Here is a 16,876-nt window from a genome sequence, read left to right as displayed (position 1 = left end):
ATAAGGTGATTTGCTCATCGCAAAGAGGGTTTTCACTTATTGAGCCGAATATTAAAATATCTGTGTACTATTTCTTGCACCAGGAGGTAAATATGGAGAATTCGGTAAAAACGGACTTATCTCGTTCGGGGCTGTTAACGATCATTATTAACAGGCCTGAAAAGAGAAATGCAATTAATTTTGAAGTGATGGATGGGCTGGAGCTGGCGCTGGAGCTGGCTGAGCAAGATTCTTCTATTAAGGCAGTTATGATCCGCGGTGAAGGGAACCAAGCATTCTGTGCAGGCGGTGATTTAAAAGAATTCCATGTGCTTAAAACAGCAGATGACGCACTTGTCATGCTCTCGCGTATGGGCAGCATTTTATACAGACTATTAACTTTCCATAAGCCTACAATAGCGAACATAAATGGGACTGCGGTTGGCGGCGGCTGTGAAATTGCGGCGGCCTGTGATATAAGACTAGCAGATCGTACAGCAAAACTTGGCTTTGTACAAGGAAACCAGGGAATTACGACCGGCTGGGGCGGGGCTTCAATTCTTTATGAAAAGCTGCCGGTAAGAGCTGCTTTTGAGCTGCTGCTTGGAGCGGATGTACATACAGCTGAAAAAGCAAAAGAGCTTGGTTTTATAGATTATATTATTTCTGAAAATCAAGATGAAGGCTGGGATTCTCTGCAAAGCAGGCTTCTAAGTAAGGAAGCTCCAGTTTTAATGGCTTATAAGAATCTGCTTGTCAAGAAATGGGAGGCCAGTGGACTTTTAGCGAGAATAAATGAGGAAATTAAAGAGTGTTCCAGGCTTTGGGAGACAGATGTTCATTTTGACGCAGTGAAAAGGTTTATGGATAAGAAGTAAATATATATTTTTATTTCTTACTTTATTATCTTTCATCTTCTATCTTTTCTAGCAAGTGCATATGATGAAATAAAAACTTGCAAGGAGTGAAGATAATGTCCATTGCCCGTCAGGATGCCTGGTCACAGGATGAAGACCTTTTATTGGCCGAAGTAGTTTTACGGCATATAAGAGAAGGGAGCACCCAGCTGAAAGCGTTTGAGGAAGTGGGAAAGAAACTTTCAAGAACATCTGCTGCATGCGGATTTAGATGGAATTCCTTTGTCAGGAAACAATACAAATCTGGCATAGAACTGGCTAAAAAACAGAGAAAGCAAAGCAAGAAGAAACATTTTGAGGCACCTGTACATGAACAAGCAAATGATACTCCAGTCAAATCCGTGCAAGATAAAAGCGCTTCGGCAAACGAGAGAGAGAGCGAACCTTTAATAAATTTGAATGATGTAATTCAATTTCTCGTGGATTATGACCAAAGCTTTCAAGGTAAAAGTAAAGAACAGGAAAACGAAGAATTAAAGCAAGAGCTTGAGCAATTAAAGAAAGAACATGAACATGTACTTCAGTTCAATAGACAGCTTCAGGAAAAACTGACAACCGTGGAAGATGATTATCGCGCTCTTATTCAAATAATGGAGAGAGCCAGAAAGCTTATGTTTTTGGAGGAAGAAATAAAAGGGCAGAATGTTAAATTTCAAATGGACAAAAATGGGAATTTAGAAAGAGTTAAGAAATAGTTTATATTCATCCATATATATAGCGTTAAAACAACACCCCTGCGGATTAAGCGGGGGTGTTAGTGTTTAACAAAATACAAGTTTTATATCTTTTAAGAATGGTCAGCATGTTGTTCTTTAACGCCTTCAGGAAACCAGACCATTGGATTTTCTCCTAAATCCCTTTCCATATCATAGCTGACGTTTTGAAAGCCCATCTTATTCCAGAATTCATGTGAAAGAATTCTAGGATTTGTTTTAAGAGGAGTACCCAGCCCTTTTGCGAACTCCACCAGAGCACGGCCGTAGCCTTTCTTCTGATAGGCAGGCAGTACTTCAAGCTTCCAAAGAACATAATAATCCTGCGGCGGGTCAAAGTAACGGTCATATTTGGCACTTACTTTGTAAAGACTCATTCTGGCCACTAGTTTATCGCCAAAGTATATTCCGTAAAATGGAGATTCGCTATCATCCTCGATGATATTATCCTGTAAGTCTTCGAGCATAGAGAGCTCCTGGATGCCATATTCTTTAAACAGTTTAAATTCTTCTAGTGTTTTGTAGTTAACAAGTAAATTTACCACTTTAAGCTTCATTTTGTATGCCCCCTAAAATCGCACCAGCTGCGCATCTTTTAAATGGAAACGCTTTCTGGCACTATAACATGAATGGGTAATGCCATTACTATTATTATATAATAACTTATCAAAAAATTCTGCCATAAAGGTGTGCTGGAAATGTTTTTTTCAGGATGGTCTTAAAGCTAGTTTCAGTTTCCCTACGTGTTTGCTAATATGGAATAAAGAAATAGGGAGCGGGTCATATGAAGATTGGGATTATTGGAGGAGGATCTATCGGCTTACTGTTTGCTGCATATCTTTCACAGATCAATGAGGTTACTTTATATACAAGAACAGAAAAACAGGCAGATATAATTGCAGAGCATGGAGTTAAGCTTCTTCAAGGAGATCATGCACGAATTGCGCGGGTGTCAGCCTTGCCAATACAAGAGATTGAAGCACATACAGATCTGCTGATTGTTTGTGTGAAATCCTACCACTTGATTGAGGTATTGCCTCACATTAAAAACCACTATGCAGCCCTGCTGTTTTTGCAAAATGGAATGTCGCATTTAAACCAGCTGGATGGATTGCCGCACCACAGTATCGGAATTGGAATTGTAGAGCATGGCGCTCTTAAATTAAATGACCATACCGTTAAACACACAGGTCTAGGGGTAACAAGGGCAGCTGCTTTTCGAGGAAGCACTTCATTTTATGATCTCGAAGCAGAAGGAAATTTATTTCCTTTTATAATAGAGCAGGATTATTACGGAATGATGTTGAAGAAGCTTATAGTGAATGCATGCATTAATCCGTTAACGGCGGTTCTTGGAGCCCCGAATGGAGCATTAATGGAGAACGCGCACTACTATTCGCTGTTTCAATCACTTCTTAAGGAAATCATTCATATCTTCAATATTGACGAAAAAAAAGAAATGCAAGAGTACATAGAACGGATATGTATGAGAACAGCCCTTAATAAGTCATCCATGTTAAGAGATATAGAGGAAAAGAGATTAACTGAAATTGATGCGATACTTGGATTTGTCATTGAACAGGCTTCTATTAGAAAAAAAGAACCGGCCCTGGCTAAGCTATTGTACAGCATGGTTAAAGGGAAGGAGCTGCAAGGGGAGGAAAGGGATTGACCCAGATTGTGTCTGTTTTTGCCGCAACCTTAATTACTGTTCCAATTTTGAGTTATTTGTTAACGTTTATTGTAGCGAAGCAGATAACTAAAAGCCATCGGAAATCTGTCCATATATCTGCAGATTTTGCTACATTATTTTTTATGCTCTCTGTCCATTATATGATTAAAACAATATGGAACATTTCTTTATTCTGGGTCTTAATCCTTTTTTTGCTGTTAGTTGCGGTATCTGTTTCTATTCTTAATTATAAATATAGGGAAGAAATCGATTTCTTTAGAGTATTGAAGGGATTTTGGCGGATTAATTTTATTTTGTTTATCGTTTTTTATATGATTTTAACGATTTACGGAACAATCCAAGGGGTAACAGGAATGTTTATTTAATATTCTTTTGGCGATTTAGCATTGTGCGCGTTAAAGCGTTTAAATGTCAGCCGGCCGGTCTGCTTTTTTTGTTTTCATGCGTACTGGGTGATATAATTTGTAAAGGTAAGTTAGAGAGAGAAAGGAAGTACCTTCATGGAAATTAAGGATCTTGTCTTGCCGGCAATCAATCAGTTTGCTTCAGACTATATAAGTGGCAGGCTTAAGACGGATAATTTTTTTCATTATGATATAAATGATGAAAAAGTTTACGAAAAAAGATACAGCGATCTAATGAATCGTCATTTCTATAGAAAAGATCTGGCTGATCATATCCGTCAGTATATGGATCCTTTTGGAATCAACGATGCTGTAAGGATAAACATTGAAGCTCTAACAAGTGAGGGATCGGCCGTAGTTATCGGGGGCCAGCAGGCAGGATTGCTGAGCGGGCCGCTATATACGATACATAAAGCACTATCGGTCATTAAGCTGGCAGAGCAGCAGGAAAAGGCCTTGAATAAAAAAGTAATACCCGTATTTTGGATAGCTGGAGAAGACCATGATATCCAGGAAGTTAATCACGTATATACCATGCAGAATGGCAAGCCTGACAAGGTTACCTTTCCTATGTATATCACTAAGAAACCAATGGTCTCAGATGTAAAACTCGACTATGCTGCTGCTGTGGCCTGGGTTGAAAAGGTTATAGAAAGCTATGGAGAAACAAATTATACGAATGAACTGCTGCAGAATGTTAAGAAACTGGTTGAGGAATCCTCCAGCTTTTCAGATTTTTTTGCACGTTTGATGCATGCGTGGTTTAAAGGAAGCGGATTATTGCTGATTGATGCGGCTGACCCGGGATTAAGAAAGCTTGAAACCGAATATTTTACAAGTATGATAAAAAATGCGGAATTTATAACCGATGCAGTACTTTCTCAGCAAAACCTGGTAGAGGAAGCAGGGTATAAAAAGGCGATCGATATTCATTCCAATGCTGCAAATCTTTTTTACTATGATTCAAAGAACCAGGAACGGACTTTGCTGGAGCTGGACGGCAAGGGGAACTTTATTGCCGATAAAACTGCTTCATTATCTTTTACGCAGACTGACATGCTGCAGATGGCTGAAACACGGCCAGAAAGTTTAAGCAATAATGTTGTAACCAGGCCAATCATGCAGGAAAGTTTATTTCCGGTCCTCGCCTTTATTGCCGGGCCGGGTGAGGCAGCGTATTGGGCCGAGCTGAAACAGGCTTTTGAACTATTTGATATGAAGATGCCTCCTATTGTCCCGAGGCTCAATCTAACAATTGTGGAAAGATCGATTGAAACCGACCTTAATGAGCTTGCCATCCCCTTGGAAACTGCACTGACAGGGAAGACCAATGATGCTCTTGACCAATATTTAAAGTCTATCGAGGATGAAACTCTGGTGAATCTGCATCAGAAACTTATCCGAAATCTAGAAGAATCCCACGGTGATTTTGCAGAACAGGCTTTGAAGATCGATGGATCGCTGAGACCCCTGCTTGATAAGAATCGCGAATTTATTCAAAAACAGCTAGATTTCATTTATGAAAAAACAGACGAAATGAATAGAAGAAAACATCATATAGTAATTAATAAATATGAAAGAATAACCGCTTCTCTCCACCCCCTTAATTCTCCACAGGAGAGAATCTGGAATCCTTTTTATTACTTGAATAAGTACGGGCCGGATTTTATTACTGACCTCGCGGAACTGGAGTACGAATTCAATAATAAACACAAAGTCATATTTTTATAAAAGAAAGCAATGCCCGTTAAAATGGGGCATTGTTTTTTTGTTTTGCTATGTTAAAGTTCATTGTTGATTTTGTCATTATGTTGATCTTCGCTGCAGGCGCGAGATCCTCGAAAATGCATTCGCATTTCCTTCGTGCGGTGAGAATTCGAGGATGGTACTTTAATGTCCTGCGGGAAAAGCGGATATTGTCTAGCTTCGGACTGACACCTTCGGTCATAAGCCAATCACCATCAAAAGGCAAAAAGCGCCTTTCGCTGCCGCTCGTCTTATGCCTGGCTAACGCATAAGGGCGACTAAGCTTCTGTCTTCACTGTCGCTTGCCAATCAGCAAGTCTTCTATATCAGGTGTCTGACTTTCTATAGAGTCGTTTAGTAACGAGTTTGTTCATCACAATATTCTAAAAAGAACTAGCTTGAAAGTCACCGTCCTCCGCTTTTCTATTAAGGGAGATCACACAGGCGTGTAACGCCGAGGAGGCTTCCGGACCATCCGCGAAAAAGCGAGTGCCTGGAGAGGAAATCAACAGGCAAGTTTAACAGAGCTTTGTTTTTAAAAATAATAATCGTTAGTCTGCGGCAGCTAATGAAGAGAAACGTTTATGAAGCTCTCCGGGCTGATGTAAAAAGCTCGGATGATTCAGGCGAAAATCATGCCCGTCTCTGCTGCCAAAGATGGAACAAATTAAATCTCCTTTAAAAAAGATAAAAATGGTGGTGAAAAGTGGGGGGATGTGGTACATTGAAAATAGAAAGTGGGGGTAGTGGCAAATGTTCATGGGCGAATACCATCATAACATTGATAACAAGGGCCGAATTATCGTTCCAGCCAAGTTTCGTGATGGCCTGGGCGAAGAATTTGTATTGACTCGCGGTCTTGATCAGTGTTTATTTGGTTATCCATTAGAAGAATGGAAGCAGCTCGAAGAAAAGCTAAAAGCTCTGCCGCTTACCAAGAAAGATGCGCGTGCCTTTACGCGGTTCTTTTTTTCAGGAGCATCAGAATGCGAATTAGACAAACAAGGCCGCATTAATATACCCGCACCGCTTACTTCATATGCGCAGCTAGAAAAAGAATGTGTTGTTCTCGGAGTTTCCAATCGAATTGAGATTTGGAGCAAGCCTCTTTGGGAAGACTACTTTACAAATTCCGAAGATTCATTTGCTGAGATTGCTGAAAATATGATTGGTTTTGATATCTAAAAACAGCAGCACGCAAATGGATATGTTCATTCTCGATTGGAAGGTGATGTTATTGTTTCAGCATACGACCGTTTTGCTAAAGGAAACGGTAGACGGCTTAAATATTAAGCCAGATGGTATTTATGTGGATTGTACAATGGGCGGAGCAGGACACAGCGAGTATTTATTGTCCAAGCTTTCTCCGTCGGGGAAGTTATTTGCTTTTGATCAAGACGAAACTGCTGTGAAAAATGCTCAGGGCAGGCTTAAGGATTATGGTGAACAAGTGACCATTATACAACGGAATTTTAAGCACATTGCCGAAGAGCTGGGTAATCGCGGCATACATAAGGTAGATGGAATTTTGTATGATCTCGGAGTATCCTCTCCGCAGCTTGATACACCGGAAAGAGGATTTAGTTATCATAACGACGCACCACTTGATATGAGAATGGATCAAACTTCTGGTCTCTCAGCTTATGATGTTGTCAATAGCTGGTCATTTCAAGAACTGGTAAAAATCTTTTTTCAATATGGAGAAGAAAAATTTTCTAAACAAATTGCCCGAAAAATAGAAGCTGCCAGGGAAATCAAGCCAATAGAGACCACATTCGAATTGGTAGAGCTGATTAAAGAAGGAATACCAGCTCCTGCCAGACGAAAAGGCGGCCATCCAGCTAAGCGGATATTTCAAGCAATCCGGATAGCCGTAAATGATGAATTAGGAGTATTTGAAGATTCCCTTCATCAGGCTATCGATCTCTTAGCTCCACAAGGACGGATATCGGTGATAACATTCCATTCCCTGGAAGATAGAATCTGTAAATCGGTATATAAAAAGTTAGGCGAAGTACCGCCTCTTCCGCCAGGTTTGCCAATTATTCCAGATGAATATAAACCTATAATAAAAATCATAACAAGAAAGCCAATCGTGCCAAGTGAAGAGGAGCTGGAAGTGAATAACCGTGCTCGCTCGGCAAAGCTGCGAATAGCTGAAAAAATATAAATGACAGATTAGGGGGAGAACAATGAGCACTGTAGCTAAACATATTCAGGATCGGCAGGCTGAACCTAAAAAGAAGGTCCAATCCGTTGTCCGGCATAAGACGGGCATCACCTTTGGAGAAAAAATTCTTTTAGTGGTTTTTGCTTTGCTGGTAGCAGGAGCGGGAATTAAAGTCATTGCGAACCAATCTGCTATCTACTCTGTCAATAGAGACATCCAGCTGGTTGAAGGATCAATCGAAGATCAGAAAAAAGTTAACGGCGATTTGAAAGTGCAGGTAAGCGAACTGAGTACTTATGAAAGAATCTGGAAAAAAGCAGCTGAGCTAGGCCTTAAATTAAATCAAAACAATGTTAAGGTCGTGCAGGACTAATGCAGACAAAGCAAAAGAATATTTCTACTGGAGCAGTGTTTCTATTTTTTATATTTGGACTGCTCTTTTTTGTTTTAGCTGGAAGGTTTTTATTCATCCAGGTTACTGGTGAAGCCGGGGGAACTGCTCTTTCAAGAAAACTCGAGACAAAATATTTAAGGCAGGACATACTCGAAGCGCGCAGGGGCAGCATTGTAGACAGAAACGGTGAGGCGATCGCCGAAGACACTGTTTCTTATAAATTAACAGCCATTCTGGACAGATCCGTTACATCCTCGCTGAAAAATCCCAAGCATGTGGTCGATCCGAAAAAAACCGCTGAAAAGCTGTCAAAATACATCGAAATGGATGAAGATGAAATTTTTAAGCTTTTAAACAAAAAAGGTGTATTTCAGGTTGAATTTGGAACTGCCGGAAAAGATATTACCCACCAGACAAAGAATGAAATAGAATCTCTTAAACTTCCAGGAATCATGTTTCAGAGAGAATCGAAGAGATTTTATCCCAATGGTGTATTTTCTTCCCATCTTATCGGCTTTACTGAAAACAAATTTAATGCCAAAACAAAGCAGACAGATTCAATGGGAAGTATGGGCCTTGAGAAGACAATGGAAAAGTATTTAAAAGAGACAGACGGCATTGTTAAATATGACAGTGACAGATGGGGCTTTTTGCTTCCAAATTCTAAGGAGAGAATCACTGCTCCTAAAGACGGATCTACAGTATCAGTTACTCTAGATAAGAAAATACAGACCTTTTTGGAAGACTCATTAAATACAGTACAAATGAAATATAATCCTAAAAAAATGATTGCCATTGTAGCCAATCCAAAAACTGGCGAAATTCTTGCGATGAGCCAGAGGCCGACGTTTCATCCTAAATCAAGAGAAGGGTTAGAAAATGGCTGGCAGAACCTGGCTTTAGAAGACTCCTTCGAACCTGGTTCCACTATGAAAGTATTCACATTAGCTGCAAGCGTACAGGAAAATGTCTTTAATCCAAACGAATTATATAAATCAGGTACATACAAGGTGAATAAGTCGGGAGTTATTAGAGACCATAACGGCGGACAAGGATGGGGAACCATATCCTACCTTGAAGGCCTTCAAAGATCTTCAAATGTAGCCTTTGCTAAATTGGCCATGGAGAAGCTCGGGGAAGACAAATTCAGAAATTACCTTACTAAATTTGGTTTCGATAAACCTACAGGAATAGACCTCCCATATGAGGCAACAGGCAAAATCCTGTATAAGTGGCCTATAGAAAAAGTAACAACAGCATTCGGGCAGGGGACGGCTATTACGCCAATCCAGCAGGTTCAGGCGGCGTCGGCCATCGCAAATGACGGCAAAATGATGAAGCCGTTTGTCATAAAAGAAGTTGCAGATCCTGTGACTAAAAAAGTAATTAAAGAAACGAAACCTACGGTAGTTTCACAGCCTATCAGCGCAGAAACCGCTAAAAAGGTGAGAGATTATCTCGGGACCGTAGTGACGGCTGAGAATGGTACAGGGAAACGCTATAAAATTAACGGGTATGATGTAGCAGGTAAAACCGGTACTGCACAAATGCCGGGACCTGATGGAAAGTACCTGCAAGGAAATCAGAACTATGTTTTTTCTTTTCTAGGCATGGCCCCTAAGAACGATCCTAAGCTTGTCATGTATGTAGCTGTTCAGCAGCCTGAAGTGGAATATTATGCTGACGGAGGCATCCCAGTGTCCATGATCTTTAATACCGTTATGCGAAACAGTCTCCAATATTTAAATATAGAGCCATCTAAAACAGAAACAAAGAAAGCAGAAGCGATTGAAGATTTTACAGAAAAAGATATAAAAAGTTCTGCAGAAGAACTCAAATCACGAGGCTACCAAGTAACGACTCTTGGTACAGGAACACAAATTATCGACCAGAATCCAAAGCCCGGCACAAAATTATTGGAGGGTGAACGGATAATACTACGCAGTGAAGGACAATTAACTGCACCCAACATGAAAGGCTGGTCGCTGAGAGATGCTATGAAGCTGGCAAAAATCGGCAGCATCCCCTTGCAAACAGTAGGTAATGGATATGTGGTTAAACAAAATATAAAGGCCGGCAACAAACTATCAGATAAAGACTATTTAATCGTCCAAATGAAAACACCAGAAGATACACAAAAGAAAGAACCGGAAACAGATGAAGAAAATAGAGGCTCATAGAGAAACAGGGGAAAACGGGAAATGCGTTTTCCCCTGTTTTTTTGTGGGTGTTGGGAGAGAAGTTCTGTGGTTAGGCATGCCAACATTGAACAAAAAGCGAAACCGTTTGGGTGAAAAGTAAGGTGATGGCGCATATTGTTCGAATTACGGCTCATTTTTTCAAAAAACCGGCTTATAAATATTAAAACACTACTCATATTTTTTCGAAAACCGCTCATAATTTTTTGTTAACAGCTCATAGGGTAAGAAACTCTTTTTCTCAATAAGACATTTCGGATGCAGATGAGTCCCTCATTTATTTATTGCGAAATTACGCAGTAAAACTAACTCATACACAAAGCCTCAAAGTGAGAATTCATTATAAAACACAGACTCAAAAGAAAAAACATACCACTAAACAAAAGAGCTGCTACTTTCTGCCCTTAAATCTAAATACTCAGTGCTCCTAATCCAGCAGCCCGCACACATCGGGATAGGGGTTTTCAGCTGAATGCTGGTTCTGAATTAACATGTACAAGCATAGATTCATAACAGCGAAGGCTTATGGAGGTGCGATTATGCGTGTTTCAAATGTAACGGTACGTAAGAGATTGGCGATTGCGCTGATTGCGGGTTTGCTTATTTTTTTAATAATAGACGTGAGGCTCGGGTATGTTCAGTTTTTTCTTGGAAACTCCCTAACCGAGCGGGCAAAGGATTCATGGAGCAGGAACCTGCCTTTTGAGCCGAAGAGGGGGGAGATTTTGGACAGGAATGGGGTTGCACTGGCAACCAATATCAGTGCTCCCACTATTTATGCAGTGCCGCGGCAGGTTAAGGATCCAGCAGATACTTCTGAAAAGCTGGCCTCTATTTTGAAAATGGATAGGCAGAAGGCATACCAGTTGATTACTTCGAGGCAATCTATGGTGAAAATTCCTGAGGGCAGGAAGATTTCGCATGAGAAAGCGAAGGAATTAAGGGCGCTAGGACTGAAAGGGATTTATATTGCTGAAGATTCTAAAAGGCATTATCCGTTTGGTAAATATCTTTCCCATGTTCTGGGTTTTGCTGGGATTGATAATCAAGGGCTCATGGGTATTGAGCTTTCTTATGATAAGGAACTAAAGGGGAGCAAAGGATATGTCAAATTTTACGCGGATGCCAAAGGAAAAAGAATGGAAAAAATGGCTGATGATTATAAAGCCCCCGATGACGGGCTGGATTTAAAGCTTACAATTGACAGCAAGATCCAGACGATTGTAGAACGAGAGCTTGATAACGCGGAAGCTGCCTATAATCCGGATGGAATTGTGGCGATTGCAATGGATCCAAAAACAGGGGAAATATTGGCCATGTCCAGCAGGCCGACGTTTGATCCTGCCAAGTTTAGAGATGTGCCCCAGGAAATTTATAATCGGAATCTGCCTGTATGGAGTACATATGAGCCTGGTTCCACCTTTAAAATTATTACGCTGGCTGCGGCTCTTGAAGAGAAAAAGGTTGATCTTTTACATGATCAGTTTTATGACTCTGGATCCGTTGAAGTTGGAGGAGCAAGGCTCCACTGCTGGAAGCATGGCGGCCATGGATCCGAATCTTTCCTAGAGGTGGTTCAAAATTCCTGTAACCCCGGGTTTATTGAATTAGGAGAAAGATTGGGTAAAAATAAACTATTTTCCTATATTAAGAATTTTGGATTTGGAGAAAAAACGGGCATAGATCTTCAGGGTGAAGGAAGAGGAATTCTCTTCAATCTAGATAGAGTCGGCCCGGTTGAACAGGCTACCACTGCTTTCGGACAGGGAGTTTCTGTGACACCGATTCAGCAGGTAGCAGCTGTCTCTGCTGCTGTTAATGGAGGGACCTTGTATACGCCGTATATAGCCAAGGAACTTACCGATCCAAAAACAGGGGAAGTAATAATGAGAAAAACACCTTCTGCTAAACGAAAGGTAATCTCGGAGGAAACCTCCAAACAAATTAGGGGTGCTTTGGAATCGGTCGTTGCGCAAGGGACCGGTGGTAAGGCTTTTGTTGAGTCTTACAGAGTGGGCGGCAAAACTGGAACTGCCCAAAAAGTAAAGAATGGAAGATATATGGAAGGTAATTATATCGTTTCCTTTATCGGTTTTGCTCCTGCAGATGATCCGCAAATTGTAGTCTATACGGCAGTGGATAATCCGAAGGGAACCGTTCAATTCGGGGGAACAGTTGCAGCGCCTATTGTTGGTAAAATCATGAATGATTCGCTTAGAGCTATGGGAGTACCGCCGCGAAAGAATCAGATAGAGAAAAAAACAAACTGGCTTGATCCCGTTATGATCGAGATTCCAGATTTAAAGGGAATGACGGTTAAAGAGCTGCAGACACAGCCTTTTAACATTAATCTGGATGTGGCCGGGAAAGGCGATCTGGTTGTAAAGCAGTCACCGCCGCCTGGCATAAAAGTAAAAGAAGGTTCCACTATAAGAATTTATCTTGGCGAAAAAGCTGAATAAGTATAAAATATATGTTGGTAAAAAAACGGCTGTGTTTAAAAAAACCAGCCGTTTTCTGTGCAGCTGGCAGGCTTAATAACATCTTTAATAATAAGCCCTCATTAACCGAACGCTAGCACGATTTACCAGACTTGTGGGACAAAAGGAATGAGTTTGCCGTTTCTTTTTTAAAATTGCCCATTTAATTAGCGGAACGCATGGATTTCGTATAGAATATTAATTAGTGTCAAGTTTTAGATAGTGAGGAATGAAAATATGAAGTTACATAGTTTGTTAAGCCACTTGCCTTTATTATCACCTGTATCGGTTGATAATCCTGATATTACTTCAGTTGAGAATGACCATAGATTAATAAAAGAAGGAAGTTTATTTATTTGTGTTAAAGGCTATACGGTGGACAGCCATGATTTTGCTAGTCTTGCTGTAGAGCGGGGGGCAAAGGCCATTATTGCTGAAAGAGAGCTCGATGTGAAAATACCTGTGATAGTAGTTCCAAATACTACCAAAGCGATGGCCATCCTTGCTGATGCTTTCCATGGTCATCCAACTCAGCAGCTGAATTTAATTGGCATAACAGGGACAAATGGAAAGACAACTACTAGCCATTTAATTGAAAAAATTTTAAGAGATGCAGGTTCTAAAACAGGTCTGATCGGTACAATGTATACCAAAATTGGCGATGAAAAGCAGGAGACGAAAAACACGACCCCCGACAGTCTCACTCTGCAAAAAGTATTTAAACAGATGACAGGACGGGGAGTAACTCATGCTGTAATGGAGGTGTCCTCTCATGCTCTTGAATTGGGCCGGGTGAATGGCTGTGATTTTGACATTGCGATATTCACAAACCTGACGCAGGATCATTTGGATTTCCATGGCACTATGGAAAATTATAAATTTGCAAAAGGGCTGTTATTCTCGCGGCTTGGGAATAGCTACAGCGAAGCGAAACCAAAGTTTGCTGTTCTTAATGCTGATGATCCAGCTTCAGCAGATTTCATGAAATATACAGCAGCCCACGTTTTAACATACGGAATAGACGAGGCTGCTGATGTTATGGCAAAAAATGTAGCGATTTCTTCGTCGGGTACTCGATTCACCCTGACAGCTCTGGGGGAGAGCACAGAGGTGAAACTGAAGATGGCTGGAAAGTTTAGTGTATATAACACTCTCGCTGCCATAGCTGCAGGTCTTTGTGCGGGATTAGACATACCATCAATGTTAACTTCTCTTGAAGCAGTAAAAGGGGTTTCAGGTCGTTTTGAGCTTGTTGATGAAGGACAGGATTTTGCGGTCATCGTCGATTATGCTCATACTCCGGATAGTCTGGAAAATGTGATCCGGACGGTTAAGGAATTTGCAGAGCAGCGGGTGTTCGTGGTAGTTGGGTGCGGCGGTGACCGGGATAAGACGAAAAGGCCCCTAATGGCACAGATTGCCTGCGAACTGGCTACAAACCCGATTTTCACAGCCGACAATCCTAGAAGCGAAGATCCGCTTGAAATCATTAAGGATATGGAGGAAGGCGTTAAAGGCCTGGATTATACCGTAATTCCTGACCGAAAACAGGCAATTGAGCATGCCATTTCTGAAGCAAAAAGTGGAGATGTGATTATTATTGCTGGAAAAGGCCATGAAACTTATCAAATCGTGGGAGATAAAATACATGACTTTGATGACAGGCTTGTTGCAAGGGAGTTCTTAGTAACAAAATGACACCTTGAACAAATGCAGTTATGTGTCCTTGGTGAATTTTTCAACTGTTTTGCTTTATATTATTCTGAAAAAAGAGAGAAAAACATATTTTAATTTTGATGAAAATGATTGATTGCAATAGGAAAGAGGGAACCAGTTCATGTTAGTGCAAGTTTTATTATTTACGATTGTAATGGGATTTTTAATTACGGTTCTTCTCTCTCCGGTTTTTATACCTTTCTTGAGAAGATTAAAATTCGGACAGAGCATTCGTGATGAAGGTCCTAAATCACATCAGAAAAAATCAGGTACTCCTACTATGGGGGGCCTTATGATTCTCCTGGCGGTTACGGTCACCAGTTTAATTATGACAGCGAAGTTTTCAGAAACTTCTATTGAGATATATCTGCTCCTTCTTGTAACCCTTGGATTTGGGCTGCTTGGTTTTCTTGATGATTTTATTAAAGTCGTTATGAAAAGAAATCTTGGACTCACGTCTAAGCAAAAGCTTTTTGGGCAGGTTGTAATTGCCATTATCTTCTTCTTAATTTTTAGAACAAGCGAACATTTCAGTCCTGAAATAGTCATACCGGGCACTGATCTATCTTTTGATTTAAGCTGGCTGTATGTAGCGATTGTCATTTTCTGGCTGGTTGGCTTCTCTAACGCTACGAATTTAACAGATGGACTTGACGGCCTTTTATCAGGGACTTCGGCTATAGCTTTCGGTGCTTTCGCAGTACTTGCCTGGAATCAGTCTCAGTATGATGTTGCTATATTCAGTATGGCCATGGCTGGAGCAGTCCTCGGGTTTCTGGTTTTCAATGCCCATCCTGCGAAAGTTTTTATGGGAGATACAGGGTCTCTTGCTCTTGGAGGAGCGCTTGCTACTGTGGCGATGCTTACAAAGCTTGAGCTGCTGTTGATTATCATTGCGGGGGTATTTGTCATTGAGACTCTATCCGTCATTCTCCAGGTTATTTCATTTAAAACCACTGGTAAGAGGATCTTTAAAATGAGCCCGCTTCATCATCATTATGAGCTGGTAGGCTGGTCTGAATGGAGAGTCGTTGTTACCTTCTGGTCGGTCGGATTTTTGTTTGCTGTTTTAGGAATCTATTTAGAGGTGTGGTTATAAGTGAAAGAAGTAACGAAATATCTAAGAAAAAAAGTACTAGTACTGGGTTTAGCAAAAAGCGGCGTCACCGCTGCCACTATACTGCATAAACTGGGCGCTTTTGTAACGGTAAATGATAAAAATCCAGTATCAGAAAATCCTGATGCAGGCGAGCTGGTTGAACAGGGAATTAAGGTTATCTGCGGTGACCATCCTATTGAACTGCTGGATGAAGGCTTTGAATTAATTGTTAAAAATCCTGGTATTCCCTATAGCATTCCACTTGTTAAGGGAGCTATAGCAAAAGGAATTCCAGTTATTACGGAGGTTGAACTTGCTTATCAAATTTCGGAGGCTCCTTTTATTGGAATAACCGGAACCAATGGGAAGACGACCACTACTACCATTATCTTTGACATGCTTAATGCAGGGAACAAGAATCCCTTAATTGCTGGCAATATTGGAACGGTTGCATCTGGTGTGGCCGAAAAAGCCCGCAAAGATGACGTTATCGTCATCGAGCTGTCATCTTTTCAGTTAATGGGGATAGAGAAGTTTAGGCCTCATATAGCTGTCCTAACCAACCTTTACGATGCCCATCTGGATTATCATGGGACGAAAGCGGAATACGCTAAGGCAAAAGGTGCAATAGGAAAGGCGCAGACAGAAGATGATTATTTTGTCTATAACGCGGACCAGCCTGGCGTAATCGAGCTTGCAAGGCAGTCAAAAGCTATCCTTGTGCCATTCTCAACCGAAAAGATCATGGAGAACGGGGCGTATATTGATGACGGGTATATGTGCTTTAGAGGGGAAAAAGTCATCGCAGTGTCTGACGTTGTACTTCCCGGTAAGCATAACCAGGAGAATATTTTGTCAGCAATAGCTGTTTCAAAGCTGAGTGGTGTGCCTAACGAAGCGATACATAAGGTGTTGACTACATTTACAGGAGTTCGGCACCGTCTGCAATTTGTCGCTGAAATCGAGAATAGAACGTTTTACAATGATTCTAAAGCAACTAATATTTTATCAGCGGCAGCTGCATTAACATCCTTTAAGGAACCGACTATTCTTCTTGCCGGCGGTTTGGACCGCGGAAATGAATTTGATGAGCTGAAGCCTGCCTTAAAGAATGTTAAAGCTTTAATTACTTTTGGCCAGACTGCCCCAAAACTAGAACGTGCAGCGAGAGAAGCGGGAATAACTACGATCAAACGTGTCGATAATGTAGAGGCGGCCGTTCCTGCAGCATTCGAACTCTCAGAAGAGGGCGATTGCATTCTTCTTTCTCCAGCATGTGCAAGCTGGGACCAATATAAAACTTTTGAGGTCAGAGGAGACATGTTTATGGAGGCAGTGCATAGACTTAAGTAAGAGCTTGGTTACAG

Annotated in this window: 14 protein-coding genes; 13 read left to right on the top strand and 1 reads right to left on the bottom strand. The window is 41.0% G+C overall.

Annotation, left to right across the window (positions count from 1 at the left end; genetic code table 11):
* Nucleotides 1–92: 92 nt before the first annotated feature.
* Both JOC77_RS08635 and JOC77_RS08630 read left to right on the top strand, forming a co-directional pair.
* Entirely contained in the window at nt 93–857 is a 765-nt protein-coding gene (locus JOC77_RS08635; RefSeq protein WP_204541808.1) for an enoyl-CoA hydratase/isomerase family protein, read from the top strand.
* A 95-nt stretch (nt 858–952) separates the two neighbouring features.
* Nucleotides 953–1,591, top strand: a complete 639-nt coding sequence (locus JOC77_RS08630; RefSeq protein ID WP_204541805.1) for an RsfA family transcriptional regulator — start codon at nt 953–955, stop codon at nt 1,589–1,591.
* A 92-nt stretch (nt 1,592–1,683) separates the two neighbouring features.
* Here the strand turns inward: JOC77_RS08630 and JOC77_RS08625 are convergent, their stop codons facing one another.
* Nucleotides 1,684–2,166, bottom strand: a complete 483-nt coding sequence (locus JOC77_RS08625; RefSeq protein ID WP_204541802.1) for an N-acetyltransferase — start codon at nt 2,164–2,166, stop codon at nt 1,684–1,686.
* A 227-nt stretch (nt 2,167–2,393) separates the two neighbouring features.
* On the opposite strand from JOC77_RS08625, the gene JOC77_RS08620 reads away from it, so the two are divergent.
* The 11 genes from JOC77_RS08620 (at nt 2,394) to murD (ending at nt 16,862) form a co-directional block, all read left to right on the top strand.
* A complete protein-coding gene (locus JOC77_RS08620; RefSeq protein WP_204541799.1) occupies nt 2,394–3,281 on the top strand; it encodes a 2-dehydropantoate 2-reductase in 888 nt (295 codons plus the stop codon).
* The gene (locus JOC77_RS08615; RefSeq protein WP_204541796.1) at nt 3,278–3,667 is read left to right on the top strand and encodes a DUF3397 domain-containing protein; all 390 of its coding nucleotides are present in this window, start codon (nt 3,278–3,280) and stop codon (nt 3,665–3,667) included. The genes JOC77_RS08620 and JOC77_RS08615 overlap by 4 nt, the downstream gene beginning before the upstream one ends.
* A 135-nt stretch (nt 3,668–3,802) precedes the next feature.
* Nucleotides 3,803–5,437, top strand: coding sequence for a bacillithiol biosynthesis cysteine-adding enzyme BshC (gene bshC / locus JOC77_RS08610; protein ID WP_204541793.1), 1,635 nt, complete (start codon nt 3,803–3,805; stop codon nt 5,435–5,437).
* Between the two features lie 768 nt (nt 5,438–6,205).
* Nucleotides 6,206–6,637: a division/cell wall cluster transcriptional repressor MraZ gene (gene mraZ / locus JOC77_RS08605; RefSeq protein WP_204541790.1), complete on the top strand. Its 432-nt coding sequence runs from the start codon at nt 6,206–6,208 to the stop codon at nt 6,635–6,637.
* A gap of 52 nt (nt 6,638–6,689) precedes the next feature.
* Nucleotides 6,690–7,622, top strand: coding sequence for a 16S rRNA (cytosine(1402)-N(4))-methyltransferase RsmH (rsmH, locus tag JOC77_RS08600; protein WP_204542044.1), 933 nt, complete (start codon nt 6,690–6,692; stop codon nt 7,620–7,622).
* Nucleotides 7,623–7,644: 22 nt separating this feature from the next.
* Nucleotides 7,645–7,995, top strand: coding sequence for a cell division protein FtsL (ftsL, locus tag JOC77_RS08595; RefSeq protein WP_204541786.1), 351 nt, complete (start codon nt 7,645–7,647; stop codon nt 7,993–7,995).
* The gene (locus JOC77_RS08590) at nt 7,995–10,196 is read left to right on the top strand and encodes a penicillin-binding protein (protein ID WP_204541783.1); all 2,202 of its coding nucleotides are present in this window, start codon (nt 7,995–7,997) and stop codon (nt 10,194–10,196) included. Before ftsL ends, JOC77_RS08590 begins: the two co-directional genes overlap by 1 nt.
* Nucleotides 10,197–10,753: 557 nt before the next feature.
* Nucleotides 10,754–12,676 carry a stage V sporulation protein D gene (locus JOC77_RS08585; RefSeq protein WP_204541723.1) on the top strand — a complete coding sequence of 641 codons (1,923 nt, stop codon included), beginning with the start codon at nt 10,754–10,756 and terminating at the stop codon, nt 12,674–12,676.
* Nucleotides 12,677–12,931: 255 nt separating this feature from the next.
* Nucleotides 12,932–14,392, top strand: a complete 1,461-nt coding sequence (locus JOC77_RS08580) for a UDP-N-acetylmuramoyl-L-alanyl-D-glutamate--2,6-diaminopimelate ligase (protein WP_204541720.1) — start codon at nt 12,932–12,934, stop codon at nt 14,390–14,392.
* 139 nt (nt 14,393–14,531) lie between these two features.
* Complete coding sequence (gene mraY / locus JOC77_RS08575) at nt 14,532–15,509, top strand: phospho-N-acetylmuramoyl-pentapeptide-transferase (RefSeq protein ID WP_204541717.1); 978 nt, start codon at nt 14,532–14,534, stop codon at nt 15,507–15,509.
* A complete protein-coding gene (gene murD / locus JOC77_RS08570; RefSeq protein ID WP_204541714.1) occupies nt 15,510–16,862 on the top strand; it encodes a UDP-N-acetylmuramoyl-L-alanine--D-glutamate ligase in 1,353 nt (450 codons plus the stop codon). It abuts the gene before it with no gap.
* Nucleotides 16,863–16,876 lie beyond the last annotated feature (14 nt).

It is taken from the genome of Peribacillus deserti (genome assembly GCF_016909175.1).
Lineage (GTDB): Bacteria > Bacillota > Bacilli > Bacillales > DSM-1321 > Paraperibacillus > Paraperibacillus deserti.
Note: the sequence above shows the minus strand (reverse complement) of the source record. Positions and strands in the feature narration are given on the sequence as shown.